This window comes from Arthrobacter sp. CJ23 (assembly GCF_024741795.1).
Classification (GTDB): Bacteria; Actinomycetota; Actinomycetes; order Actinomycetales; family Micrococcaceae; genus Arthrobacter.
Genome location: NZ_CP102950.1, coordinates 1,606,658 through 1,630,332 on the forward strand (window position 1 = coordinate 1,606,658; position 23,675 = coordinate 1,630,332).

Annotated in this window: 22 protein-coding genes; 19 read left to right on the forward strand and 3 right to left on the reverse strand. The window is 67.3% G+C overall.

Annotated elements, in window-relative coordinates:
- The first annotated feature begins 24 nt into the window (after positions 1-24).
- The 9 genes from NVV90_RS07130 (at position 25) to NVV90_RS07170 (ending at position 9,744) form a co-directional block, all read left to right on the forward strand.
- The gene (locus NVV90_RS07130; protein ID WP_258440486.1) at positions 25-1,014 is read left to right on the forward strand and encodes a GDSL-type esterase/lipase family protein; all 990 of its coding nucleotides are present in this window, start codon (positions 25-27) and stop codon (positions 1,012-1,014) included.
- Between the two features lie 73 nt (positions 1,015-1,087).
- Complete coding sequence (locus NVV90_RS07135) at positions 1,088-1,465, forward strand: hypothetical protein (protein ID WP_258440487.1); 378 nt, start codon at positions 1,088-1,090, stop codon at positions 1,463-1,465.
- Between the two features lie 9 nt (positions 1,466-1,474).
- Positions 1,475-2,353 (forward strand): carbon-nitrogen hydrolase family protein, encoded by an 879-nt coding sequence (locus tag NVV90_RS07140; protein ID WP_258440488.1) that lies wholly within the window; start codon positions 1,475-1,477, stop codon positions 2,351-2,353.
- A gap of 29 nt (positions 2,354-2,382) precedes the next feature.
- On the forward strand, positions 2,383-3,294 hold the full coding sequence (gene dapA / locus NVV90_RS07145) for a 4-hydroxy-tetrahydrodipicolinate synthase (protein ID WP_258440489.1): 912 nt from the start codon (positions 2,383-2,385) through the stop codon (positions 3,292-3,294).
- 27 nt (positions 3,295-3,321) lie between these two features.
- A complete protein-coding gene (locus NVV90_RS07150; protein WP_258440490.1) occupies positions 3,322-5,013 on the forward strand; it encodes a ribonuclease J in 1,692 nt (563 codons plus the stop codon).
- Between the two features lie 152 nt (positions 5,014-5,165).
- Complete coding sequence (locus NVV90_RS07155) at positions 5,166-8,012, forward strand: DNA translocase FtsK (RefSeq protein WP_258440491.1); 2,847 nt, start codon at positions 5,166-5,168, stop codon at positions 8,010-8,012.
- Between the two features lie 67 nt (positions 8,013-8,079).
- Complete coding sequence (gene pgsA / locus NVV90_RS07160) at positions 8,080-8,682, forward strand: CDP-diacylglycerol--glycerol-3-phosphate 3-phosphatidyltransferase (protein ID WP_258440492.1); 603 nt, start codon at positions 8,080-8,082, stop codon at positions 8,680-8,682.
- Entirely contained in the window at positions 8,679-9,176 is a 498-nt protein-coding gene (locus NVV90_RS07165; RefSeq protein WP_258440493.1) for a CinA family protein, read from the forward strand. Before pgsA ends, NVV90_RS07165 begins: the two co-directional genes overlap by 4 nt.
- Before the next feature lie 133 nt (positions 9,177-9,309).
- Positions 9,310-9,744 carry a helix-turn-helix domain-containing protein gene (locus tag NVV90_RS07170; RefSeq protein WP_258440494.1) on the forward strand — a complete coding sequence of 145 codons (435 nt, stop codon included), beginning with the start codon at positions 9,310-9,312 and terminating at the stop codon, positions 9,742-9,744.
- 90 nt (positions 9,745-9,834) lie between these two features.
- On the opposite strand, the gene NVV90_RS07175 is transcribed toward NVV90_RS07170, so the two are convergent.
- Positions 9,835-10,341, reverse strand: a complete 507-nt coding sequence (locus tag NVV90_RS07175) for a MarR family winged helix-turn-helix transcriptional regulator (RefSeq protein ID WP_396125358.1) — start codon at positions 10,339-10,341, stop codon at positions 9,835-9,837.
- A gap of 32 nt (positions 10,342-10,373) precedes the next feature.
- Between NVV90_RS07175 and NVV90_RS07180 the strand changes: the two genes are divergently transcribed.
- The 6 genes from NVV90_RS07180 (at position 10,374) to dapF (ending at position 15,997) form a co-directional block, all read left to right on the forward strand.
- Positions 10,374-10,598: a DUF3046 domain-containing protein gene (locus NVV90_RS07180; RefSeq protein ID WP_258440496.1), complete on the forward strand. Its 225-nt coding sequence runs from the start codon at positions 10,374-10,376 to the stop codon at positions 10,596-10,598.
- A 246-nt stretch (positions 10,599-10,844) separates the two neighbouring features.
- Positions 10,845-11,891: a recombinase RecA gene (recA, locus tag NVV90_RS07185; RefSeq protein WP_258440497.1), complete on the forward strand. Its 1,047-nt coding sequence runs from the start codon at positions 10,845-10,847 to the stop codon at positions 11,889-11,891.
- Between the two features lie 67 nt (positions 11,892-11,958).
- Entirely contained in the window at positions 11,959-12,489 is a 531-nt protein-coding gene (locus NVV90_RS07190; RefSeq protein ID WP_258440498.1) for a regulatory protein RecX, read from the forward strand.
- Positions 12,489-14,024: a tRNA (N6-isopentenyl adenosine(37)-C2)-methylthiotransferase MiaB gene (gene miaB, locus NVV90_RS07195; RefSeq protein WP_258440499.1), complete on the forward strand. Its 1,536-nt coding sequence runs from the start codon at positions 12,489-12,491 to the stop codon at positions 14,022-14,024. The genes NVV90_RS07190 and miaB overlap by 1 nt, the downstream gene beginning before the upstream one ends.
- Positions 14,025-14,028: 4 nt before the next feature.
- A complete protein-coding gene (gene miaA, locus NVV90_RS07200) occupies positions 14,029-14,949 on the forward strand; it encodes a tRNA (adenosine(37)-N6)-dimethylallyltransferase MiaA (protein ID WP_258440500.1) in 921 nt (306 codons plus the stop codon).
- Positions 14,950-15,028: 79 nt separating this feature from the next.
- A complete protein-coding gene (gene dapF, locus NVV90_RS07205; protein WP_258440501.1) occupies positions 15,029-15,997 on the forward strand; it encodes a diaminopimelate epimerase in 969 nt (322 codons plus the stop codon).
- On the opposite strand, the gene NVV90_RS07210 is transcribed toward dapF, so the two are convergent.
- Positions 15,978-16,592: a class I SAM-dependent methyltransferase gene (locus tag NVV90_RS07210; protein ID WP_258440502.1), complete on the reverse strand. Its 615-nt coding sequence runs from the start codon at positions 16,590-16,592 to the stop codon at positions 15,978-15,980. The two genes, dapF and NVV90_RS07210, sit on opposite strands and share 20 nt — an antisense overlap.
- Before the next feature lie 428 nt (positions 16,593-17,020).
- On the opposite strand from NVV90_RS07210, the gene hflX reads away from it, so the two are divergent.
- From hflX to NVV90_RS07230, 4 genes are all read left to right on the forward strand, one after another.
- Positions 17,021-18,583 carry a GTPase HflX gene (gene hflX, locus NVV90_RS07215; RefSeq protein WP_258440503.1) on the forward strand — a complete coding sequence of 521 codons (1,563 nt, stop codon included), beginning with the start codon at positions 17,021-17,023 and terminating at the stop codon, positions 18,581-18,583.
- The gene (locus NVV90_RS07220; RefSeq protein WP_258440504.1) at positions 18,576-20,633 is read left to right on the forward strand and encodes an ATP-dependent DNA helicase; all 2,058 of its coding nucleotides are present in this window, start codon (positions 18,576-18,578) and stop codon (positions 20,631-20,633) included. Before hflX ends, NVV90_RS07220 begins: the two co-directional genes overlap by 8 nt.
- 270 nt (positions 20,634-20,903) lie before the next feature.
- The gene (locus NVV90_RS07225; protein WP_258437810.1) at positions 20,904-21,230 is read left to right on the forward strand and encodes a helix-turn-helix domain-containing protein; all 327 of its coding nucleotides are present in this window, start codon (positions 20,904-20,906) and stop codon (positions 21,228-21,230) included.
- Positions 21,227-22,081, forward strand: a complete 855-nt coding sequence (locus tag NVV90_RS07230; protein WP_258440505.1) for an IS3 family transposase — start codon at positions 21,227-21,229, stop codon at positions 22,079-22,081. The genes NVV90_RS07225 and NVV90_RS07230 overlap by 4 nt, the downstream gene beginning before the upstream one ends.
- A gap of 280 nt (positions 22,082-22,361) precedes the next feature.
- Here the strand turns inward: NVV90_RS07230 and NVV90_RS07235 are convergent, their stop codons facing one another.
- Complete coding sequence (locus tag NVV90_RS07235; RefSeq protein ID WP_258440506.1) at positions 22,362-23,468, reverse strand: IS110 family transposase; 1,107 nt, start codon at positions 23,466-23,468, stop codon at positions 22,362-22,364.
- Positions 23,469-23,675 lie beyond the last annotated feature (207 nt).

Below are 23,675 nucleotides of genomic sequence, written 5' to 3' on the forward strand. Positions count from 1 at the left end.
GCCCGACGGCGGTAAATTTGTCCCATGGATTCCGTTGAGGCCCGCTGGGCCGGAGCTTTCAAGATCGTCACCGACGCCGAGGGGTGGCAGCATTTCCGCCGCCTGGACCCGGCGTTGTTCATTTCCCCGGCCACCGACGGGCTCGAGGACCGGGCGCGTATGGCTGCCGGGATCCGGGCCACCTGGACGGCCTCGTCCGGCAAGCTCGTGGTGGAAGCCGAAGGCTCCGAGGACAGCTCGCCCTTCGACGTGCTGGTCAACGGCAGGCTCGCCCACAGGGTGCCGGCAGCGGGCCGTGTCAGCCACGAACTTGACCTGGGCGTGCTCTCCGCGGGCTCCACGGTCCAGCTCTGGCTGCCCCAGTTTGGCCGGCTGAAGGTGCTCGAAGTCTCGCTCAAGGGCGAAGGCGTCGCCGCGGTCTCCGAGTCCGGCAAGCGCTGGCTCACATACGGCAGCTCCATCACGCACTGCCAGCAGGCCGACGGGCCCTCCGAAACCTGGCCCTCGCTGGTGGCCCGGCAATACGGCTGGCAGCTGTACTCGCTCGGATTCGCCGGGGAGTGCCAGCTGGACCCTGCCGCGGAAAGCACCATCGAGCAGCTCCCGGCGGACTTCATCTCGCTGTGCCTGGGCATCAACTCCTACAACGCCGCAGTGTTCTCCGAACGCAGCTACGCCAGCCAGGTCCTGGGCTTCATCGCCAACATCCGGAAGGCGCATCCCAAAGTGCCCATCGCCGTGATCACGCCGATGCTCTCGCTGCCGCGCGAGGAGACGCCCAACGCCGTGGGCTGGACCCTTCGCCAGTACAGGGCGGCGACGGCGGACGTGGTCCGGGTCCTGCGTGACCGCGGCGACACCCGCATCCAGTGCCTGGACGGCGAATCCGTGTTCAGCCCGGCGGAGTCGGCGACGCTCATGCCGGACACCTTGCATCCGGACGCCGCCGGCTACCGGCTCATGGCCACGAGGCTGGGGGCGCAGCTGGCCGCCGTGGCGAACGCGCGGTACTGAGCTCCTTCCGACCGGCGCCCGCGTCCCGGGGGCGCTTCTTGTTTTCGAATATATGTTCGAATAGCATGGCTGCATGAACGATGCTTCGAAACAGCCGTCGCTGCAGCCCCGGGGGCCTGACGGGCCCATGAAGGCCATGAGCCCGGGCGTGGTCGATTTCCTGTTCAGGAGGCTCGTTGCCGGCGAACCGCCGGAAGACGTGCAGTGGCGGCGCGAGGGGATTCTTCTCGGCGAACAGCCTCCTGGCGCCGAACTGGCCCGGCGGCTGACGGAAACGGACCTCGACGCCCTGACGCCCGCCGAGCTCTTCGACTACGTCCGTGCGGCCCAGCGGCTCGCCGCCTGGGCCGGGCAGCTGCGCGAGCAGGCGGTGAACCTCTACTGCGGGCCCGGTGCGGCTGCGGGGTCCGCCGAAGGAATCATGCCGGCCGGGGGAGCGGGGCCCGCATAGGATGGCTGGATGACTGCCGAGCCGCCTCACGCATCAAGCACGATTTCCGGCCCCGGGGCGGACCTTCCCGCCACCCCGGGAGTTTCACCGACCCTGACGGTCAGTGCCGTCCAGTATGAGGCCGTCGCCGGTGACATCCCCGCCAACGCCGCCGCGCACATGCGGCTCATTGAAGACGCCCACTCCCATGGAGCCCGCCTGGTGGTCTTCCCCGAGCTGTCCCTGCTTGGCTATGAACTCGGGCCGCTGAGGGCGGATCCGGCCGGGGAAGCGGGCGGGCAATCGCCATGGCTCCGGCAGGAGGATCCCAGCTTGGCCGGCCTCCGGGAGATCTGCCGCCGCACGGGCATCACCACGGTGGCCGGAGCGGCCTGGCGCGATCCGGACGGGACCCCGCGCCTTGCCTCCTTGATCGTCGCTCCGGGCGGGGAAGTGCGGGCAGTCCACAAGACGCACCTCCACGGACCCGAACGTGAACTATTCGTCCCGGGAACCGGGCCGGGATACCTTGCGGTTGACGGCTGGAAGGTTGCGCTGGCCGTGTGCGCCGACGCGGCCCACCCTTCGCACGCGGCAATGGCCGCCGACGCCGGTGCGGACGTCTATGCGGTCTCCGCCCTTTACGCCGAGGGTGAGGAGACCCGCCTGGGACTGCACTTGGGCGCCCGCGCCATGGACAACCGCATGTTCAGCATCCTGGCGAACCTCGGCGGCACCACGCCGCTGGGGGAGTCGTGCGGCCTCAGCGGAGCCTGGGGGCCGGATGGCCGGCAGCTCGCCCAGGCGTCCGGCACGCGTACGGCGATGGCCACCGCCACGCTCCAGCAGTCCAGCCTGGTGCCGTTTCGCACGACGTTGACGGCCATCGCCCCGCCGTCATTCTCCTAACGAGGCCGTGACAGGGTAACGTTTTTGCTATGTCTGACTCTCGCTCGAGCGTTCCTGCGCTCGGTACCCTCCTGACCGCCATGGTCACGCCTTTCACCAAGGACGGCGACGTGGACTACCGGCAGGCGGCAGAACTCGCGGGCAAGCTCGTGGACGACGGCTGCGACGGCCTCGTGGTGACGGGCACCACGGGAGAAACCTCCACCCTCACCGACGAGGAAAACCTCGGCATGTTCCGTGCCGTGAAGGAAGCCGTGGGGGACCGGGCCGCCATCATCGCCGGCACGGGAACCAACGACACCGCCCACTCGATCCACCTTTCCCAGGAAGCGGCCAAGCTGGGCGTCGACGCTCTCCTGATCGTTACCCCCTACTACAACAAGCCGAGCCAGGCAGGCGTCCGCGCCCACTTCGAGGCCATCGCCTCCGCCACCGATCTGCCGGTCATGCTCTACGACATCCCGGGACGCTCCGGCATCCAGATCGCCCCGGAAACCATGATCGGCCTGGCCGCCCACCCCAACATCGTCGCGGTCAAGGACGCCAAGGCAGATTTCGCCGCCGCGACCCGGGTCATGGCCGAAACCGATCTCCTGTTCTACTCCGGCGACGACGGCCTGACCCTGCAGTGGATGGCCATCGGCGCCGTCGGCCTGATCGGCGTCACCACGCACGTGGCCACCCGCCGGTTCCGCGAACTGGTCGATGCCGTCAATGCCAACGACCTCGCCACGGCCCGCAGGATCAACTTCGAACTCGAACCCGTGGTCCGTGCCACCATGGCCCGGGTCCAAGGCGCCGTGGCCGCCAAACAGATTCTTAAATGGCAGGGAGTCCTGCCCAACTCGATTGTCCGCTTGCCCCTCGTGGAGCCGGACGCCGTCGAGATCGCAATCATCCGCGAGGATTTGGCAGGAGCCGGAATGGACTTCACCGTCTAGATCGACCCGCCGGAAAGTAGCCACACCATGACCCAAACCGCCCTTCCCGGACTCGCAACACCGCCGAAACTGCCCAAGGGCACCCTTCGGATCGTGCCGCTCGGTGGACTGGGAGAGATCGGCCGCAACATGGCCGTCTTCGAGATCGACGGCAAACTGCTCGTCGTGGACTGCGGCGTGCTCTTCCCCGAAGAGACGCAGCCCGGCGTCGACCTCATCCTGCCCGATTTCTCCTACATCGAGGACCGGCTGGACGACGTCGTCGCCATTGTGCTGACCCACGGCCACGAGGACCACATCGGCGCCGTTCCCTACCTGCTGCGCCTGCGCCCTGACCTGCCCCTGGTGGGTTCGCAGCTGACGCTTGCCCTCGTCGAGGCCAAGCTCCAGGAACACCGGATCAAGCCGTACACCCTGACCGTGGCCGAGCACCAGGTGGAACAGTTCGGGCCCTTCGAATGCGAATTCGTGGCCGTGAACCACTCCATCCCGGACGCCTTGGCGGTCTTCATCCGCACCGCCGGCGGCAACGTCCTGCACACGGGCGACTTCAAGATGGACCAGCTTCCCCTTGACGGCCGCATCACGGACCTCCGCCACTTCGCCAAGCTCGGCGAGGAAGGCGTGGACCTGTTCATGGCCGACTCCACCAACGCGGATGTGCCCGGCTTCACCACCGCCGAGAAGGAGATAGGCCCCACCCTGGAGCGCCTGTTCGGGGAGGCCCGGAAGCGCATCATCGTGGCGTCCTTCTCCTCGCATGTGCACCGCGTGCAGCAGGTCCTCAACGCCGCCGCCAAGCACAAGCGCAACGTCGCCTTCGTCGGCCGCTCCATGGTCCGCAACATGGCCATCGCGGCCAAGCTTGGCTACCTCGATGTGCCGCCGGGAATCCTGGTGGACATCAAGAACATCGACAACCTGCCGGACCACAAGGTGGTCCTGATGTCCACGGGTTCCCAGGGCGAGCCCATGGCGGCATTGTCGCGCATGGCCAGCGGCGACCACCGCGTGGTCGTCGGCAAGGGCGACACCGTGATCCTGGCCTCGAGCCTGATCCCGGGCAACGAGAACGCCGTGTTCCGCATCATCAACGGCCTGCTCAAGCTCGGCGCCGACGTGGTGCACAAGGGCACGGCCAAGGTGCATGTCTCCGGCCACGCCGCCGCAGGGGAACTGCTCTACTGCTACAACATCCTCAAGCCGCTCAACGCCATGCCGGTGCACGGGGAAACCCGGCACCTCATCGCCAACGGCAAGATCGCCGAGGAATCCGGCCTCCCCACGGACCGGGTCATCCTCAGCGACAACGGCACCGTCATCGACCTCAGGGACCACAAAGCCCTGGTCGTGGGACAGGTCGAGGTGGGCTTCGTCTACGTGGACGGCTCCAGCGTGGGCGAAATCACCGACGCCGACCTCAAGGACCGCCGGGTGCTCGGCGATGAGGGCTTCATCTCCATCATCACGGTCATCAACCGCGCCACCGGCAAGGTTGTTTCGGGGCCCGAGATCCACGCCCGCGGCGTGGCCGAGGACGATTCGGTGTTCGACGAGATCATCCCCAAGATCAACGCCGCGCTCGAAGACGCCGTCCTGAACCACTCCGACCACACGAACCACCAGCTGCAGCAGGTGGTCCGGCGCGTGATCGGAACCTGGGTGAACCGCAAGCTGCGCCGCCGCCCCATGATCATCCCGGTGGTCCTGGAAGCATAGGCCGCGGGGCTCCAGCCCCCAACAGTTGCCACGGATGGCCCGGTTCCCAGGAACCGGGCCATCCGGCGTTTTAGGGCCGGCCGGGCAACATGGATGCCCTCGGGAGGCGGAAATCCGCGGATCTGCCGGCGTCCTGCGGTAGCGTGGCCGGTATGGCGACCCGTACTTCCTCCGCGCCTAGAGGCAGCTCCAGCAGTAAGTCCGGCGGCACAGGCCGGGGCGCAGCCACAGCCAAAACGGGCACGGCCCGCACCAGGCAACTGCCCGCCGTCGAACCCCACCAGCCCTTCCCCGTGCGCGCCCTCAGCTGGGCCTGGCAGGGAATCGGCCACATGGTGGGGGCCGGGATCCGCCGCATCGGCTACGACGTCAGCGACCTCGACCCGGCGGACCGACGCGACGGCGCCGCCTTGTTCAACCTGGTGCTGGGCATCTTCATCGCCACGTTCGCGTGGTGGGGTTTCACCGGCTGGCTCCCGGATGCCGTGTACAGCATCGTCAACGGAACCTTCGGCTGGATGTCGCTGCTGCTTCCGCTCATGCTCTTCGTCTGCGCCTTCCGGCTCTTCCGGCAGCCGCAGGACGGCCGCGGCAACAACCGGGTGGGCATCGGCTTCCTGATCATGACGATTGCCGGCAGCGGCCTGGCACACATCATCGGCGGACAGCCCACGGTCGCCGAAGGCTTCGACGGGCTCCGGCGTGCCGGCGGCATGCTCGGATTCCTGGCGGCCTCGCCCCTGGCCGCCATCCATGCGGCCGTCCCGGTCATCGCCTACGGGGTCCTGGCCGTTGTCTCGCTCCTGATCGTCACCGCAACGCCGTTCACGGCCATCCCCGGCCGGATCCGCGGCGCCTACGAGCACCTCATGGGCCTGGACCTCGCCGACCGGGCGCCCGAGGACGACGGACACGACCGCAGCTACCTCTACGAAAGCGATGCCGCCAAGCCGAAGCGGAAGAAACGCATGCGCTTCTTCGGCAAGGACCACGACGACGACGCCGGCCTCGAGGGCTATGTGGGGGACGAGCCGTTCGAGCACGCCATCGTCGACGACGACGAGAAGGAGGCCCCGCGGGCATCGGCGCCCCGTGTGCCGCCCGGTGTCCGCCGCCCCACTCCGGCCGAGATCGCCGTCGAGAAGATCAAGGCGGCCCAGGGCCTGGGCGCCGGCACCGCCGGCCACTCCTCCCCGGACCACTCCATGGAGCACCCCACCGAGGCCATCCCCCTGGTCATTCCCGGGCAGGCCGCCCCCGTCCCCGCCAGGCCGGCGGCCCCGCCGATGCCGCCCACGCCCATCCCGCAGCGCACCGAACAGCTCTCGCTCGCCGGTGACATCACCTACACGCTCCCGGCGTCCGAATTCCTGACGCCCGGGTCCATCCCCAAGGAGCGCACGGAGGCGAACGACGCCATCGTGGCGGCACTGACGGACACCCTGGTCCAGTTCAACGTTGACGCCGCCGTCACGGGCTTCAGCCGCGGCCCCACCGTCACGCGCTACGAGATCGAGCTGTCCCCGGGCACCAAGGTGGAGCGCGTCACGGCGCTGTCCAAGAACATCTCCTACGCGGTCGCCTCCAGTGATGTCCGCATCCTCAGCCCCATCCCCGGCAAGTCGGCCATCGGCATCGAGATCCCCAACACGGACCGCGAAACCGTCTCGCTGGGCGATGTCCTGCGCAGCCAGAACGCCCGGCGGACCGACCACCCCATGGTCATGGGCGTGGGCAAGGACGTGGAGGGCGGCTACGTGGTGGCCAACCTGGCCAAGATGCCGCACCTGCTCGTGGCCGGTGCCACCGGCGCGGGCAAGTCGTCCTTCGTGAACTCCATGATCACCTCCATCCTGATGCGCGCCACCCCGGACGAGGTCCGCATGGTCATGGTGGACCCCAAGCGCGTGGAACTCACCGCGTACGAGGGCGTCCCGCACCTCATCACGCCCATCATCACCAACCCCAAGAAAGCCGCCGAGGCCCTGCAGTGGGTGGTCCGTGAAATGGACGCCCGCTACGACGACCTCGCCAACTACGGCTACAAGCACATCGACGACTTCAACAAGGCCGTCCGTGCGGGCAAAGTCACGCCCCCCGTCGATTCCAAGCGCGTCATCAGGCCGTACCCGTACCTTCTGGTGATCGTGGACGAGCTCGCCGACCTCATGATGGTGGCCCCACGCGACGTCGAAGACTCCATCGTGCGCATCACCCAGCTGGCCCGTGCCGCCGGCATCCACCTGGTGCTGGCCACGCAGCGCCCGTCCGTGGACGTCGTCACCGGCCTCATCAAGGCCAATGTGCCCTCCCGCATGGCGTTCGCCACATCCTCCGTGACGGACTCCCGCGTGGTCCTGGACCAGCCGGGCGCCGAAAAGCTCATCGGCCAGGGCGACGCCCTCTTCCTGCCCATGGGCGCCTCCAAGGCCATGCGCGTGCAGGGTGCCTGGGTCACCGAATCCGAAATCCACCGCGTAGTGGAACACGTCAAGGGCCAGCTGCAGGCCGTCTACCGCGAGGACGTCGCCCCCGAGGCGCAGAAGAAGCAGATCGACGACGACATCGGGGACGACCTCGAGGTCCTGCTGCAGGCCACCGAACTCGTGGTCACCACGCAGTTCGGCTCCACCTCGATGCTGCAGCGCAAGCTGCGGGTCGGTTTCGCGAAGGCCGGCCGGCTCATGGACCTGCTTGAGTCCCGCGGCGTGGTGGGTCCCTCCGAAGGCTCCAAGGCCCGCGATGTCCTGGTGAAGCCGGACGACCTCGCCCCGGTCCTTGCCGCCATGAAGGGCCAGGACGCCCCGGCAACACCTGACGCCCACACTGCGGCGCTGAGCGACAACGCCAATGCGAACATCGCCGTCGGGGGCTATGCGGAAGACCTCGTCGCCAACGACCTCGAGGCCCGGAAGCAGGCCGTGGAATACTACGACGGCGCGGACGGCACCGACGAGGACGACGACGGCGAGGACGCCTGGTCGCTCACCGGGAGGTAGCGCAGGGGACCGCCGTCCCCGGTAACGGGCGCCCGGGTAACGGGCGCTGGGGCGGTAGCCTAGAGGGGTGACTAAAACCGAGGGTGACAACGCCCGTTCCAGCAGCTCCGACGTCTGGAACCTGCCCAATATCCTCACGATGCTCCGCATCGCCTTGGTCCCCTTCTTCGTCTGGTTCCTGCTCGCCGACGACGGCCGGCACGGGCTGTGGCGCTGGGCCGCGGTGCTTGCCTTCGCGGTGGCCATCTACACCGACAAACTCGATGGCGACATCGCCCGCAGCCGCGGACTGGTCACCAACTTCGGCAAGATCGCCGACCCCATCGCCGACAAACTGCTGATCGGCTCGGCCCTGGTGATGCTGTCCGTGCTCGGCGAACTGCCGTGGTGGATCACCATCGTCATCCTGGTCCGCGAATGGGGCATCACGGCGCTGCGCTTCGTGGTCATCCGCTACGGGGTCATGCCGGCCTCGCGCGGCGGCAAGCTCAAGACCGTGGTGCAGACCATTGCCATCTTCCTCTACATCCTGCCCGTGAAATCCTTCGCCCCCTGGCTGGGCGACATCGCGTTCTGGGTCATGATCGTGGCACTGGCCATCACCGTCTGGACCGGCGTCGAATACGTCGTCCAGGCACTCCGGCTCCGGGCTGCGGGCCGGCGCGCATGAGCCGCACCACCGCCGAAACGGCGGCCTCCGCCGTCGCGCTGGCCATTTCCCGGGGCTTGACCGTGGCCACCGCCGAATCGCTGACCGCGGGCCTCGTCGCAGCGACCCTCGCCGATACGCCGGGGGCGTCCGGCATGCTGCAGGGTGGCGTGGTGGCCTACCAGAATTCAGTCAAGGCCAGCGTCCTCGGGGTTTCGGCCGAACTGCTCGACGCCGCGGGCTCGGTGGACGGCGACGTTGCCGCCGCGATGGCCGACGGCGCCCGGCGCGCCTGCGGGGCCGACGTCGGGGTGTCCACCACCGGGGTCGCCGGACCCGAGCCGCACGACGGCAAAGCGGTCGGCACCGTTTTCATCGGGATTGCGACGGAACAGGGCTCGACGTCGTTCGGCTACAGCCTCGCGGGGGAGCGGCCCGCCATCCGGGAACAGGCCTGCACAGCCGCCCTTGAACGGCTGCTCGAGGCGCTGGAAAGGCCCAGTTACCACTCGTAAAGTTGCCGGGGAACAAAAACTGATTCCCAATAGTTGTGTCATTGTGTCGCTTCGGAATGTCCGGGGCGCCTAGGATGTAGAAAACCAAGCGGTCCTTCCCGGGACCGGATGAATGAGGAGCAAGGCGATACAGATGGTTAAGCAGCCCGTATCCGTGAACGGCGTTGTCCGCTGGAAGGATGTGGGCTTGGCCGAAAAGGCACAGAGCGAACAGAAGGAGCGCAAAATGGTTGTACTACGCCACGAAATCGGTGATGTACTGCGCGATGTCCGCCAGCGTCAAGGCCGTACACTCCGCGAAGTCTCGCACAGCGCACGCGTCTCCCTTGGCTACCTGAGCGAAGTTGAACGCGGCCAGAAGGAAGCCTCCTCGGAGCTCCTGTCCTCGATCTGCTCCGCACTGGACGTCCCGTTGTCCAGCATGCTCCGCGAAGTCAGCGACCGCGTTGCGGTGGCTGAGGGCGTGGCGGTTCCGGACACTGTCCCGCAGGAATTCGCGCAGCGCTACGGCCGCGACATGGACCTGAGCGAGGATTTCACGCAGGGCATGCTCTCCGGCGCCCGGTAAGCAGACTCCACCAAACTTCACACAAGGAAAGCCCCGGCCGATGGCCGGGGCTTCCTGCGTTTCGGGGGAGCGTCTGCGTGTGCGGGGCGCTCAGTCCTTGGCGGTCGGTTCGCCGTACGTGGCGTTGAGCCGGCGCATGTACTCGGCCAGGGTCTGGATGTCATCCACGGGCCACTCGCCGAGGCGCTCCCGGAAGACCTGCCGCCGGGCGTCCTGAACCTGGTGCATCTTTTCCTCGCCCTTGGCCGTCAGCCGGATGGACTGGGCGCGGCCGTCCTGAGGATCGGCCTCCTTGGAGACCATGCCGATGCTTTCCAGGAAAGCGATCTGGCGGCTCACCGAGGGCTTCCCGACGCCGATGCACGTGGCGAGGTCTGTCAGCCTGATAGTGCCTTCGCGGCGGATGATGGTGAGCAGGCCGTAGGCAGCCGGTTCCATGTCCGGGTGCACCTGGCGCGAGAGCTGGTGCGACAGGGAACGGGCGCGGCGCCAGAGCAGGCTCAGCTGGTGTTCCACCTGCTGCAGGGCGTCATCCACTGAGTCGCCTGCTGCAGCCGGTTCAGGCGTGCTCTGGAGAGGATTGCTCATGGCAACCATTCTAGAGTCCGGGGCCGTGAGAGACTCTATTGGTGCGGATTAGTGACTTCTGGCGGCTGATGGACGACGAGTTCGGGGCGGGGTATTCCCGGGTCCTGGGCAGCTCGCTCGTCTTGGCCGGTGTGGGCGGCAAGACCGCCGTGGAGGCCCTGGCCTCGGGCCGCGGCCCCCGCGAGGTCTGGCTGGCCATCTGTGATGTCCAGGACGTGCCGCCGGAGCGCAGGCTGGGCCGCGACGTCAAACCGTCCGCAGGCTGACCCGGGTACCCTTCGGGCGGCTGTGACACGCCGTCCACTTGTTCGAATATGTATTCGGATAGGGTTATGCTCTTTTCAGAGGAAAATTGATCCTGATGGACCGTTCCCCGGCCACTCAGCAGCCACGGTTATCCACATAGCCGAAACCGCCGCCAAAAATGTCAGAGGGCGGCGCTAGCGTTTGAGATGACAGGAAAGCGGCCGATCAGGCCACTCCACAGCGAGAAAGCATCAGAGGTGTGAACCATGGCGGCAGCCCCGGATCGTGAAAAGGCGCTCGAAGCAGCGCTTGCCCAGATTGACAAGCAGTTCGGCAAAGGCTCCGTCATGCGCCTTGGCGACGAAGTCCGCGCACCCATCGAGGTCATCCCGACCGGTTCGATCGCCCTGGACGTAGCCCTGGGAATTGGTGGCCTGCCCCGCGGCCGCGTCGTGGAGATCTACGGTCCCGAATCCTCAGGTAAGACCACCGTGGCCCTGCACGCTGTCGCAAATGCGCAGAAGGCGGGCGGGATCGCCGCGTTCATCGACGCCGAACACGCCTTGGACCCTGACTACGCCGCCAAGCTCGGTGTGGACACGGATGCCCTCTTGGTCTCGCAGCCGGACACCGGTGAGCAGGCCCTGGAAATCATGGACATGCTGATCGGTTCCGGTTCCTTGGACATCATCGTCATTGACTCCGTGGCCGCACTGGTTCCCCGCGCTGAAATCGAAGGCGAAATGGGCGACTCCCATGTCGGCCTCCAGGCCCGTCTCATGAGCCAGGCGCTCCGGAAGATCACCGGCCGCCTGAGCCAGACCAAGACCACGGCCATCTTCATCAACCAGCTGCGCGAGAAGATCGGCGTGTTCTTTGGATCGCCGGAAACCACCACCGGTGGCAAGGCCTTGAAGTTCTACGCCTCCGTGCGCATCGACGTCCGCCGTATCCAGACCCTCAAGGAGGGCGCGGACTCGGTCGGTAACCGCACCAAGGCCAAGATCGTCAAGAACAAGATGGCACCGCCCTTCAAGATCGCCGAGTTCGACATCATCTACGGCCAGGGCATTTCCCGCGAGGGCGGCATCATCGACATGGGTGTGGAACACGGCATCATCAAGAAGTCGGGTTCCTGGTTCACCTACGACGGCGACCAGCTGGGCCAGGGCATGGAAAACTCCCGGCGTTTCCTGCGGGACAACCCCGAGCTCGCCCAGGAACTGGAGCGCCTGATCAAGGAAAAGCTCGGCGTCGGCGTCAAGCCGGCAGAGACCGAGACCTCCCCGAAGCTGAAGGCCGTTGACGGCTAGAGGCGGGGCGTACCGACGCGGCGGACGCGGGGAAACTTGGCGCAAGCCGGCGGATGATTCGCCCGCCGTGGACTCGGCGGTGGCGGCCGACCCGGAGCCCGATCCGGCCTCCGTCGCCCGGGCGATCGTGCTGCGCCAGCTGACCAACTCGCCCAAGAGCAGGCTTCAGCTGGCCCGGAAACTTGCCGAGCGCAATGTTCCCGAGGACGTTGCTGAGGCCGTGCTGGATCGCTTCGAAGAGGTCCGGCTGATCGATGACGCCGAGTTCGCCCAGATGTGGGTCCGCAGCCGCTCCCGGAGCCGGAAGCTGGCCAAGGGCGCCATCCGGCGCGAACTTGCCGACAAGGGCATCGACCAGGACACCGCCGAGGACGCCCTGGGGCAATTGAGCGAGCAGGCCGAAGAGCAGGCCGCACGGGATCTGGTGGCACGCAAGCTGCCGGCCGGCGTCGACCTTTCCGATCGTGCTGAACGTGACAAGCACACGCGACGGCTGGCCTCCATGCTCGCGCGCAAGGGTTACCAGCCGTCCATGGCATTCCGGATCGTGGCCGAGGTCCTGGCCCAGGCCCGTACCGAAGCCGGTACCCTTGACTAGTGAGTTTGACCATTCCTTCCCCAGCAGCAGACACCACGCCCTCTGACGCGCCGCAGCAGCGGACATACCAGGTCAGGACCTTCGGGTGCCAGATGAACGTCCATGACTCCGAGCGCATGGCCGGCCTTCTTGAAGCCGCCGGATACGTGCCGGCGGAGGGTGCCCTGGCCGATGTCGTGGTGTTCAACACCTGCGCTGTCCGGGAGAACGCGGACAACAAGCTCTACGGGAACCTCGGTGAACTCAAGCAGGTCAAGGCCGCCAACCCGGGCATGCAGATCGCCGTCGGCGGCTGCCTGGCGCAAAAGGACCGCGACACCATCGTGAGCAAGGCTCCCTGGGTGGACGCCGTCTTCGGCACCCACAACGTCGGCGCACTGCCGGCTTTGCTTGACCGGGCCCGCCACAACAACGAGGCCCAGCTGGAGATCCTGGAATCCCTGGACGTCTTCCCGTCAACGCTGCCCACCAAGCGCGATTCGGTCTACTCGGGCTGGGTGTCCATCTCCGTGGGCTGCAACAACACCTGCACGTTCTGCATCGTGCCCTCGCTGCGCGGCAAGGAAAAAGACCGGCGCCCCGGCGAGATCCTGGCCGAGATCCAGGCCCTCGTGGACGACGGCGCCGTCGAGGTCACCCTCCTGGGGCAGAACGTGAACTCCTACGGCGTGGAATTCGGAGACCGCGAGGCCTTCTCCAAGCTGCTGCGCGCCTGCGGCCAGATCGAAGGCCTGGAACGCGTCCGCTTCACCAGCCCGCACCCGGCCGCTTTCACCGACGACGTCATCGACGCCATGGCCGAAACCCCCAACGTCATGCCCCAGCTGCACATGCCGCTGCAGTCCGGCTCGGACAAGGTCCTCAAGGACATGCGCCGCTCCTACCGCTCCACCAGGTTCTTGGGCATCCTGGACAAGGTCCGCGAGAAGATCCCCAACGCGGCCATTTCCACCGACATCATCGTGGGCTTCCCCGGCGAGACCGAGGAGGACTTCCAGGGAACCCTCGACGTCGTCGCGAAGTCCCGTTTCGCCTCGGCCTTCACCTTCCAGTACTCCAAGCGTCCCGGGACTCCCGCGGCCGAGCTCCCGGAGCAGCTGCCCAAGTCCGTGGTGCAGGAACGCTATGAACGCCTCACCGCCCTGCAGGACCGCATCGCGGCCGAGGAAAACGCCAAGCAGCTTGGCCGCCGGGTCGAGGTCCTCGTGACTGCCCAGTCCGGCCGCAAGGCCGGGGAGACCCACCGCCTGTCCGGGCGAGCGCAGGACCAGAGGCTGGTGCACTTCTCCGTCCCGGAAGGCGCCGAGACCCCGCGCCCCGGCGACTTTGTCACCGTGACCATCACCGAGGCCGCAGCGTTCCACCTGGTGGCCGACCCCGCCACGGTGGCCGAGTACTCCCTGCGCCGCTCCCGCGCCGGTGACGCCTGGGACCGCTCGCAGGCCGACTCCTGCGGCGCCCCGGCACCAGGCTCCGCCAGCGGCAAGGCCGGCGTGTCCCTGGGCATGCCCTCGCTGCCCGTCCGCCGCGGCTAGGACCGTGGCAACTGCACCCGCGCGGCCCGGGGCCGCCCGGCCCCCGGTGATCGCCGTCGTCGGGCCCACAGGCTCGGGGAAGTCCGATCTCGGCGTTGAACTGGCACTTGCCCTCGACGGCGAGGTCATCAACGCCGATGCCATGCAGTTCTACCGCGGCATGGACATCGGCACGGCCAAGATCAGCCTCGCCGAGCGCAAGGGTGTGCCGCACCATCTGCTGGACACCCTGGACGTCACCGAGGAAGCCAGCGTTTCGGATTTCCAGGCCGGGTGCCGGGCCGTGATCGCCAGCATCCACGCCCGCGGCAAGCGCGCCATCCTGGTCGGCGGCTCTGGCCTGTACGTCCGGGCCGCCCTGGACGTGCTCGAATTTCCCGGGACAGACGCCGCCGTCCGGAAACGCCTCGAGGACGAATGCGAAGCGGCCGGCCTGGCCGTGCTGCAGCGGCGCCTCCAGGACGTTGACCCCGTCTCGGCAGGACGCGTCAATGACGCCCGCCGCATCATCAGGGCCCTGGAGGTCTTCGAAATCACCGGGCGTCCGTTCAGCTCCTACATGCCAAGCCGCGAATACTTCCAGCCCGCCGTGCAGATCGGCCTTGAGGTGGACCGGGAGCTCCTGCGCGAACGGCTCGCCACACGTGTCCACCGGATGGTCGACGCCGGGCTCCTCGCCGAGGTCGAACGGCTCGACGCCGCGGGCCTGCGCCAGGGCAAGACGGCCTCGCGGGCCCTGGGCTACTCGCAGTTCCTGCGCGTGCTCGACGGCGGCTTGGATGCCGCGGCGGCCGCCGAGGAAACCATCGTGGCCACCCGGCAATTCGCCCGGCGGCAACTGACCTGGTTCCGGGCGGATCCGCGCATCCACTGGCTCGACTGGCGGGACCCCGGACTGCTCGCCAAAGCGACGGCTCTCGTCTGACGTTAGTCAGTTGACCGAACCATCCGCAGGGGCCGTCGGCAATTTCGGGCGGATCCCGCACGGCGGGTAGCCTAGAACCATGGATGAAACGCTTGCAGTTCCCGCCCCGCAGCCCCCGGCTGACGGTTCCGCCACGCCCGCCTCGACGCTCAGCGGGCTGGCGTTCTCCAAGGGCCATGGAACGGGCAATGATTTCGTCCTGATCGCCGATTCCGAGGACTCCCACGTGATCTCCCCGGCGCAGGTGGCGCAGCTGTGCGACCGGCACCTGGGCATTGGCGGCGACGGCCTCATCCGTGCCGTACCCTCCCGTTTCCTGCCTGAGGGCCGGGAGCTCCTCGCCACTGACCCCGCCGCCGAATGGTTCATGGACTACCGCAACGGCGACGGCTCACTCTCGGAAATGTGCGGCAACGGCGTGCGCGTCTTCGTCCACTTCCTGATCGCCCAGGGACTCGTCCAGCTCGGCGCAGGCGATAGCCTCACCATCGGCACACGCGGCGGCCTCAAGAAGATCGTCCGCACGGACAGCGGCTACGCCGTGGACATGGGCCCTTGGGAATTCATCTTCCCGGAGGAGGCCACCAGCAAGGCCATGGACGCGCTCGTCAGCGCCGAAGGCCTCGAAGTCGCCCGTCCCGGGCTCTCTGTCAGCATGGGCAACCCGCACACCGTGGTGGCCCTCGCCGAACTTGGGGAACTCGCCGCAACCCAGCTTTTCAAGGCCCCCGTGGTGGACCCGAAGCCCGTGAACGGCACCAACGTCGAATTCGTCGTTCCGGCCGAACCCCTGGTCCACGACGGCGTCGGCACCATCACCATGCGCGTCCATGAACGCGGTGTGGGCGAGACCCAGTCCTGCGGCACCGGTGCCTGCGCCGCGGCCGTCGCGATCCGGCACTGGGCCGGGGACGGCGCTCCGGACGCTTGGCACGTAAACGTTCCGGGCGGCGTCGTCGATGTGAAGTTCTTCCCGGGCGACAGCGGCCGCGAGCATGTGGAGCTCAGCGGTCCCGCCGTCATCGTCGCTAGTGGGACGCTTTCCTGACCCGCAGAATCCTGAAGGACTTGGAGGTGCTTTCACGGGACACCGTGAAGGTGCTGTCCAGCTGCTCGCCAAGCCAGCGTTGCAGCGAGTCCGAGCCGAGGTTCTTCTGGACCACGAGCCAGGCGTTGCCGCCCGGTGCCAGGCGCGGAAGCCACTTCAACAGCAGCGAGTGCAGTTCGTCCTTGCCGATACGGATGGGCGGGTTGGACCAGATGGTGTCGAACATCAGGGCAGGGTCGACGTCGTCGGGCAGGCTCGCGGTGACATTCCCCAGCTTCAGCGCGGCAGCGTTCTCGTTCGTCAGCGTGATGCAGCGCTCGTTGACGTCGACGGCGTAGACGCTCGCGTGCGGGGCCATAAGGCCCATGGTCAGCGCGATCGGTCCCCAGCCGCAGCCGATGTCCAGCAGATTTCCTTGCGGCGAGGGCGCCGGAACCTCGGCCAGGAGCACCGTGGTGCCCTTGTCCACGCCGTCCGGGCTGAAGATGCCGGAGGAGGTCTGCAGCCGGCGCTGGGCGCCGGCGAGTTCCACCGTGAGGGGCTTGCGGGTGAACGGTCCGGCCGGCTGGGCGCTGAAATAGTGTGCAGACTCCATAATTTGCCAGATTAGTTGCCTGCGGGCGGCTTGGGAAACTGCCCGCCTCCGGCAGGCGGTTGACACGCGCTGCTAGGGTTGAAGACATGTTCTTGATCTTCGAGTAGCCGGCACCGCCCGCGACGCACGCCAGCGCACCAGCGCTGCGCCATTCCGCACGGCAGGTCCCACCGGTACAGACTGTCCGCCATCCTCACGTTGGCGCCTGCAGTTGACCGGGCACTCAGAAGATCAATCCTCCCGCCACCAGGCCGCAGCCTCGGACCGGCGGCTTTCCCTGCAGCACCGTCCGCGGCCCAGACGCCGCAGCTGCCACGAAGCACACCCTGGAGGCCCGGATGACCCGAGACCGTCAGCCCAGCGCGAATACCGCACCGCTGGACGCCAAAGAGCACTATTCTGGATATGCCGAACACCATAAGGAGACCATGACCACCCAGCAGCACTCCGGATCCGAATCCGACGCCCAGAACATGGGGCCTGAAGAGATCCAGGCTGTCATCGACCGGATTTTGTCCAAGGAAGCCCCTTCCGCGGCTCCGGAGGACCAGGAGGCCAGGGGAGTGTTCGGCAAGGCCCAGGCGATCTCCAGCCTGGACCAAGAGCACAGCATCTATGACGGCGACCAGGAAGATCTTGCCGAGCGCCGCGCACTGCGCCGCACGGCCGGGCTGTCCACCGAACTCGAGGACGTCACCGAGGTCGAATACCGGCAGCTGCGCCTAGAGCGCGTGGTGCTGGCCGGGCTCTGGACCGAAGGCACCCTGGCGGACGCCGAGAATTCCCTGCGTGAACTGGCCGCACTGGCCGAAACCGCGGGCTCGGAGGTGCTGGACGGCATCGTCCAGCGCCGCACCAAGCCGGACCCGGGCACTTTCCTTGGCTCCGGCAAGGCGCAGGAACTGAAGGACATCGTGTCCGCCACCGGCGCCGACACCGTGGTGGTGGACACTGAATTGGCCCCGTCGCAGCGGCGCGGACTGGAAGACATCGTCAAGGTCAAGGTGGTCGACCGGACCACCTTGATCCTGGACATCTTCGCGCAGCATGCCAAGAGCCGCGAAGGCAAGGCCCAGGTTGAACTGGCCCAGCTCGAATACCTGCTGCCGCGCCTGCGCGGCTGGGGTGACTCGATGTCACGCCAGGCCGGTGGCCAGGTGGGCGGTGCCGGCGCCGGCATGGGCTCGCGTGGCCCTGGTGAGACGAAGATCGAACTGGACCGCCGCCGCATCCGCACCCGGATGGCCAAGCTGCGGCGCGAGATCGCCGCCATGAAGCCGGCACGCGAGACCAAACGGGCCAACCGCCGTCGCAATGCCGTGCCCTCTGTGGCGATCGCCGGCTACACCAACGCCGGGAAGTCCTCCCTGCTCAACAGGCTCACGGACGCGGGTGTCCTGGTCGAGAACGCCCTGTTCGCCACACTTGACCCCACAGTCCGCAAGGCACAGACCCCGGATGGCATCGGGTACACCCTGGCGGACACGGTCGGCTTCGTGCGTTCGCTGCCCACCCAGCTTGTGGAAGCCTTCCGCTCCACCTTGGAGGAAGTGGCCGACGCCGATCTCATCCTGCACGTCGTGGACGCCTCCCACCCGGACCCCGAGGGCCAGATTGCCGCCGTGCGGGCCGTGTTCACCGAGGTGGACGCCCGCAAGGTCCAGGAGATCATCGTGCTCAACAAGGTGGACGTGGCGGATCCTTTCGTCGTCGAGCGCCTGAAGCAGAAGGAACCGCGGCACGCGGTGGTGTCCACCCGCACCGGCCAGGGCATCCGCGAACTCCTGCAGATGATCAGCGAGGCCATTCCGCGCCCCGGCGTTCGCCTGGAAGTGCTCATTCCCTACAACCGCGGGGAAATGATCAACAAGCTGCATACCTCCGACGTCGAGATCCTGAGCCTCGAACATGAGGAGGACGGCACGCGCGTGGTGGTCATGGTCCGCGAGGGCCTGGCCGCCGAACTGGAGTCGTTCGTCACCAATGGTTGAGAAGGTGGCGGCGGACGCAAAGGCATCGCCGGGGGAGCAGTTCACGCTTGATCTCCTGGACAAGGCCGTGGACGGAATGGGCGGCCAGAGCCGTGAGGGCCAGCACGAGATGGCCCGGCACGTCGCCCGGGCCATCGATACCGGGGAACATCTGCTGGTCCAGGCCGGGACAGGCACGGGAAAGTCCTTGGCGTACCTGATTCCCCTGATCGCCCACGCCATGGACAGCAACAAGCCGACCCTCGTGTCCACCGCCACCCTCGCACTGCAGACCCAGATTGTGGGCCGCGACCTGCCGCGGCTGCTCAAGACGATCGATTCCGTCCTGGAACGCCCCGTCAACGTGGCGCTCGTGAAGGGGCGGGCCAACTACGTGTGCCTGCAGAAGCTTGAGGGCGGCTTCCCCAGCGAGGAGCCGGCCGAGGGCCAGCTGTTCTCGCTCGGCGAGGACACCAGCGTGCCGCACTTTGCCGCCGCAGTGGGCGGCCCGTCATCGCAACTGGGCAAGGAAGTGGTCCGGCTGCGCGAGTGGGCCGAAAAGACAGCCACCGGTGACCGCGACGAGCTCATGCCCGGCGTCACCGACCGTGCCTGGCGGCAGGTCTCCGTGACGTCCATGGAATGCCTCGGCGCGCAGAAGTGCCCCATGGCCGAGGACTGCTTCAGCGAGCTGGCCCGGGCCCGGGCCGCCGAGGCCGACGTCGTGGTGACCAACCATGCGATGCTCGCCGTCAGTGCCTTCGAGGGCCTGGCCGTGCTGCCCGAGTACGACGTGGTGGTGGTGGACGAGGCCCACGAACTGCAGGACCGGGTCACCGGCGCTGTGTCCGGGCAGCTGTCCGTGGCCATGGTCCACGCCGCCGCGTCCAGCGCGCGCAAGCACACCGCCATCACCGTGGACGCACTGTACGCGGCCGCGGAACGCCTGGAGCATGCGGTGGCGGGCGCGCCGAGCGGCCTGCTGCCCAATGGGCTGAACAGTGAGCAGCTCGATTGCGTCGACCAGCTGCGTGACGCCTCGCGCGCCGCCCTGTCCGACTCGAAGTCGGACTCGGCCAACGCCGTTGACGGCGGCCGGCAGCTGGCCCGCTCGCGGCTCATGCTCATCCTCGAGTTGTGCGAGCGACTGCTGGCAGCCAACGAAAACCGCGAGGTGGTCTGGTTCTCGCGCAACAGCACCTTCGACCCCCAGCAGGGCTACGCGCAGCCCGACGAGACCTCGCCCGTGCTGATCAACGTTGCCCCGCTGAGCGTGGCCGGCCGCCTGCGGGAAGGCCTTTTCGCCGGGCACACGGTGGTGCTGACCTCGGCCACCTTGGCGATCGGTTCCGCATTCGAACCGGCTGCCGCCGGGCTGGGCCTGATTGGCGACGGCGCCCCCGGTTGGACCGGGATCGACGTCGGTTCCCCGTTCGACTATCCCAGGCAGGGCGTGCTCTATGTGGCCAGGCACCTGCCCAAACCGGGCCGCGGCACGTCCCCCGAGGCGCTGGACGAGCTCGAGGACCTCATCCGGGCTTCCGGCGGCGGCGCCCTGTGCCTCTTCTCCTCACGGAGGGCGGCTGAGGAAGCTGCCGAGGCCATGCGGGCCAGGCTCGACGTCGACATTCTCTGCCAGGGTGAATCGACCATGGCGGCGCTGGTGCGCCAATTCGCTGAGGAACCGGATACCTGCCTGTTCGGCACGATGTCCCTGTGGCAGGGCGTGGACGTGCCGGGCGGCTCCTGCCGGCTGGTGGTCATCGACCGCATTCCGTTCCCGCGCCCCGACGATCCGCTGATGACGGCCCGCTCACGGGCCGTGGCACAGTCCGGCGGCAACGGCTTCATGGCCGTCTCGGCAACGCATGCGGCCATCCGCCTGGCCCAGGGGGCCGGGCGCCTGATCCGTTCCACCGGCGACAAGGGCGTGGTGGCCGTGTTGGATTCCCGGCTCTCCACAGAGCGCTACGGCGGGTTCCTGCGCGCCGCCCTGCCGCCGTTCTGGGCCACCACGGACCGGACAGTGGTGCGGGGCGTGCTGGAACGGCTGCACGCAGCAGACTCCTAATATGTAGTCGTTTCTGTCAAGAGGCAGGACGAAGCGGTCCCGGGTGTGTGAACTGCTCCCCGGAAGTTGGACTGAGAAATTCAGTTCCGACTCCCGGGGAGCAGTTTTATGTATGCGAGCAGTTCGTTATCAGAGGATCAGCGCGAGGCCGCGGTAGCGTGGTTTGAGAAGGGCATCGCGGATAAGGCGACGGCCAGGGCGCTGGCTGTGTCTCGGGCGCCGGTCAAGCGTCTCTATCGGCGGTGGAGGATCCATGGTCGAGGAGCGCTGGTGACCAAGCCGACGAAGCAGAAGTACTCTTTCGAATCTAAGCTCGCGTTGGTCGAACGGTTCATCGCTGGCGAGACTGCCCCGGATCTGGCGGTGGAGGCCGGTTTGTCCTCGCCTCGCCTACTGGAAGCCTGGATCAGGGCGTATCGGCTGGAGGGCGAGGACGGGTTGCGGCCCAAGCCCAAAGGCAGGCCCCGGAAGCCAGATTCCCCGCCGCCTGCGGAGCTGCCCGAGTTGGAGAGGTTGCGGCGGGAGAACGAGCGGTTGCGCTCCGAGGTGGCGTACCTGGGAAAATTGCGGGCCTTGAGGGCGCAAAAACAACGGTGAAGGTCCAGGCCCTCATCGCCCTCAAGGCTGACTTCCCCCTGCCCGTTCTGCTGGATGTCTCAGGGCTTGCCCGGTCGACGTTCTTCTATCACCAGGCCCGTCTCCAGGCACCCGATCCGAAGGAAGCACTCAAGGCTGCAGTCACGGAGATCTTCGAGAAGAACCACGGCCGGTACGGGCACCGCCGCATCCACACCGAGCTGGTCAAGCAAGGCTGGACGGTCGCGAAGAAGACCGTGCTGAAGCTGATGCGCTTACTGCAACTGCTCTGCAAGGTCCGGCGGAAGAAGCGCTACAACTCCTACCGAGGCGAACAGGGCGCCATTGCCCCGAACCTGCTGAACCGGGAGTTCGACGCTGATGCCCCGAACCAGAAGTGGGTTACCGACGTGACGGAGTTCCGCGTCGGGGACCGGAAGCTCTATCTCTCACCGGTCATGGACCTCTTCGACCGGCAGATCATCTCCTACACCATCGGTTCGTCCCCGAACCTGGAGCTGACCAACACCTCACTGCGCGAGGCCCTGGCGACGCTCGAGTCCGGCCAGCAGCCGCTCGTGCATTCGGACCAGGGCTTCCAGTACCAGCACGCCTCCTGGCGGAACCTCCTGCAAGGTGCCGGCGCGGCCCAATCGATGTCCCGCAAGGGCAACTGCTACGACAACGCCGTCATGGAGAACTACTTCGGACACCTCAAGGAAGAACTCTTCCACTACGTCCGGTTCCTCAACACCGAAGCACTGGCAACGGCTTTGCACGAGTACATCCGCTGGTACAACACCGAACGGATCTCCACAAAGCTCAAGGGCCTGAGCCCGGTGCAATACCGTGCCCAGACCCTTGCAGCCTAGAATCCCATTTAGCCAGTCCAACATTCGGGGACCAGTTCAGTGTGGAGCTGGGGCCGCTTCTTTGATGGTGGGCCGGGGCGTCTGTTTGGTGTTCAGCGTGTCGTTGGCGACGGCGTGGTCAGACTAATATGCGCGGGTTGGTTACCGCAGGGCGAAGGTGTTCGGCTGGAGGGTATCGCTTCTCTAGGGTCGGGCGTGGCCCCGTTGGGGGCTGCCCATAGGAGTGACGCGAGTTCACTCCACGCGCTGCGAGACACCGACGCAGAGGCCCCGGGGGTTTTCAGGGCCGCTGCTGTGTGGCGGCGGTTTGAGCTTCGCTGGCCAGAGACCAGCACCAGCCGGCCAGTTCCCGGGCGATCGCGACGTTCGCGACCACGGGCCGTTTCCGGTGTTCGAGGTAGACGAGCCAGCGCTCATGGAGGCGCCGGTTGCCGGCCTGCCCGCGGGCCCGTGCCGCGGGGGTGGCGGCTTCCCACCGCGAACGCATAAGCGTTGAGGGGTGGGTGTAGGGCCGGCGATGGTGCCAGGCGGCCTCGATGAGCAGCCGGCGGGCGTGGGTGTTGCCGGTCTTGGTGATGCCGCCCTGGGCGCGGCGCTGGCCGGAGGAGTTCTCCGACGGCACCAGGCCCAGGTAGGCGCCGATCGTGGATCCGGTGAACCGGTTCCAGTCCCCGATCTCGACGGCCAGGCCGAACGCGGTCAGCGTCGAGACCCCGCGCAGGCATTCCAGCGCCCGCACCACCGGGGTGTATTCGCTGTCATAGGCGATTTTCGTGATGGCCGCATCCAGGCGGTCCCGCCGGGCCAGAGCCTGCGTGACAGCCTCAAGGGCAAGATCGTAGGCCAGCTGCAGGGGCGCGGAGTCGAAGCGTTGCCGGTAGAGCCAGCCCATGTGGGTCTGGGTCCAGGTGTCCCCGCCGCTGTAGTGGATGCCCTGGCGCAGCAGCAGTTTCGAGACCCGGTGCCGGGCCCGCATCAGGTCCCCGCGGGTATCTTCCCGGGCCCGGACCAGGTCCCTGGCCGCTTCCTGCCCGGGGCCCGGGACGGTGACCTCGGTGATCTGGTCCAGCTTCAAGAGCCGGGCCAGATGCAGGGCATCGTTGCGGTCCGTTTTTACCCGGTCCCCGGGCGGGCGTTGGAGCTTGGACTGGGCCGCGACCACACAATCAACACCGGCCGCCCGCAACACCCGGGCCAGGACGAAACCGGTCGGGCCGGCTTCGTAAACGACCCGGGACGGGCCAGGCAGCCCCTGGACCCAGGCCAGGATCTCCCCATGGTCCGGGGTCAGCCGGGCCCGGAGAACCTCACCGGTCTGCCCGTCGATCGCGCAGGCAACAACCGACAGGGCGTGGACATCCAGGCCCACGTGAGTACGCTCGAACATAGCTGGAACCTCCAACCTTCAAATGTGGCTCTGCCCCAACGGATTAAGTCTGGGGACAACCCACGGGAACTTGAAGAGAAGGTTCCAGCCCACCAGTTTCCCGGTCCTTCCGATAAAGGCCATTCACGCCGGGGACCAGGCCCCGGACAGCGCGGCCCCGGGACCCGGGCACACCCCACAGCCCGCGGTCCGGAGCCGTCCCGGCGA

What these genes read in the sequence shown, in the direction of transcription:
- recA (WP_258440497.1), top strand. Translation starts at nt 10,845, where the DNA reads ATGGCGGCAGCCCCGGATCGTGAAAAGGCGCTCGAAGCAGCGCTTGCC.
- NVV90_RS07130 (WP_258440486.1), top strand. Translation starts at nt 25, where the DNA reads ATGGATTCCGTTGAGGCCCGCTGGGCCGGAGCTTTCAAGATCGTCACC.
- NVV90_RS07140 (WP_258440488.1), top strand. Translation starts at nt 1,475, where the DNA reads ATGACTGCCGAGCCGCCTCACGCATCAAGCACGATTTCCGGCCCCGGG.
- NVV90_RS07170 (WP_258440494.1), top strand. Translation starts at nt 9,310, where the DNA reads ATGGTTAAGCAGCCCGTATCCGTGAACGGCGTTGTCCGCTGGAAGGAT.
- NVV90_RS07165 (WP_258440493.1), top strand. Translation starts at nt 8,679, where the DNA reads ATGAGCCGCACCACCGCCGAAACGGCGGCCTCCGCCGTCGCGCTGGCC.
- NVV90_RS07210 (WP_258440502.1), bottom strand. Translation starts at nt 16,592, where the DNA reads ATGGAGTCTGCACACTATTTCAGCGCCCAGCCGGCCGGACCGTTCACC.
- hflX (WP_258440503.1), top strand. Translation starts at nt 17,021, where the DNA reads ATGACCACCCAGCAGCACTCCGGATCCGAATCCGACGCCCAGAACATG.
- NVV90_RS07175 (WP_396125358.1), bottom strand. Translation starts at nt 10,341, where the DNA reads ATGGTTGCCATGAGCAATCCTCTCCAGAGCACGCCTGAACCGGCTGCA.
- NVV90_RS07235 (WP_258440506.1), bottom strand. Translation starts at nt 23,468, where the DNA reads ATGTTCGAGCGTACTCACGTGGGCCTGGATGTCCACGCCCTGTCGGTT.
- NVV90_RS07220 (WP_258440504.1), top strand. Translation starts at nt 18,576, where the DNA reads ATGGTTGAGAAGGTGGCGGCGGACGCAAAGGCATCGCCGGGGGAGCAG.
- dapF (WP_258440501.1), top strand. Translation starts at nt 15,029, where the DNA reads ATGGATGAAACGCTTGCAGTTCCCGCCCCGCAGCCCCCGGCTGACGGT.
- NVV90_RS07150 (WP_258440490.1), top strand. Translation starts at nt 3,322, where the DNA reads ATGACCCAAACCGCCCTTCCCGGACTCGCAACACCGCCGAAACTGCCC.
- dapA (WP_258440489.1), top strand. Translation starts at nt 2,383, where the DNA reads ATGTCTGACTCTCGCTCGAGCGTTCCTGCGCTCGGTACCCTCCTGACC.
- NVV90_RS07155 (WP_258440491.1), top strand. Translation starts at nt 5,166, where the DNA reads ATGGCGACCCGTACTTCCTCCGCGCCTAGAGGCAGCTCCAGCAGTAAG.
- NVV90_RS07135 (WP_258440487.1), top strand. Translation starts at nt 1,088, where the DNA reads ATGAACGATGCTTCGAAACAGCCGTCGCTGCAGCCCCGGGGGCCTGAC.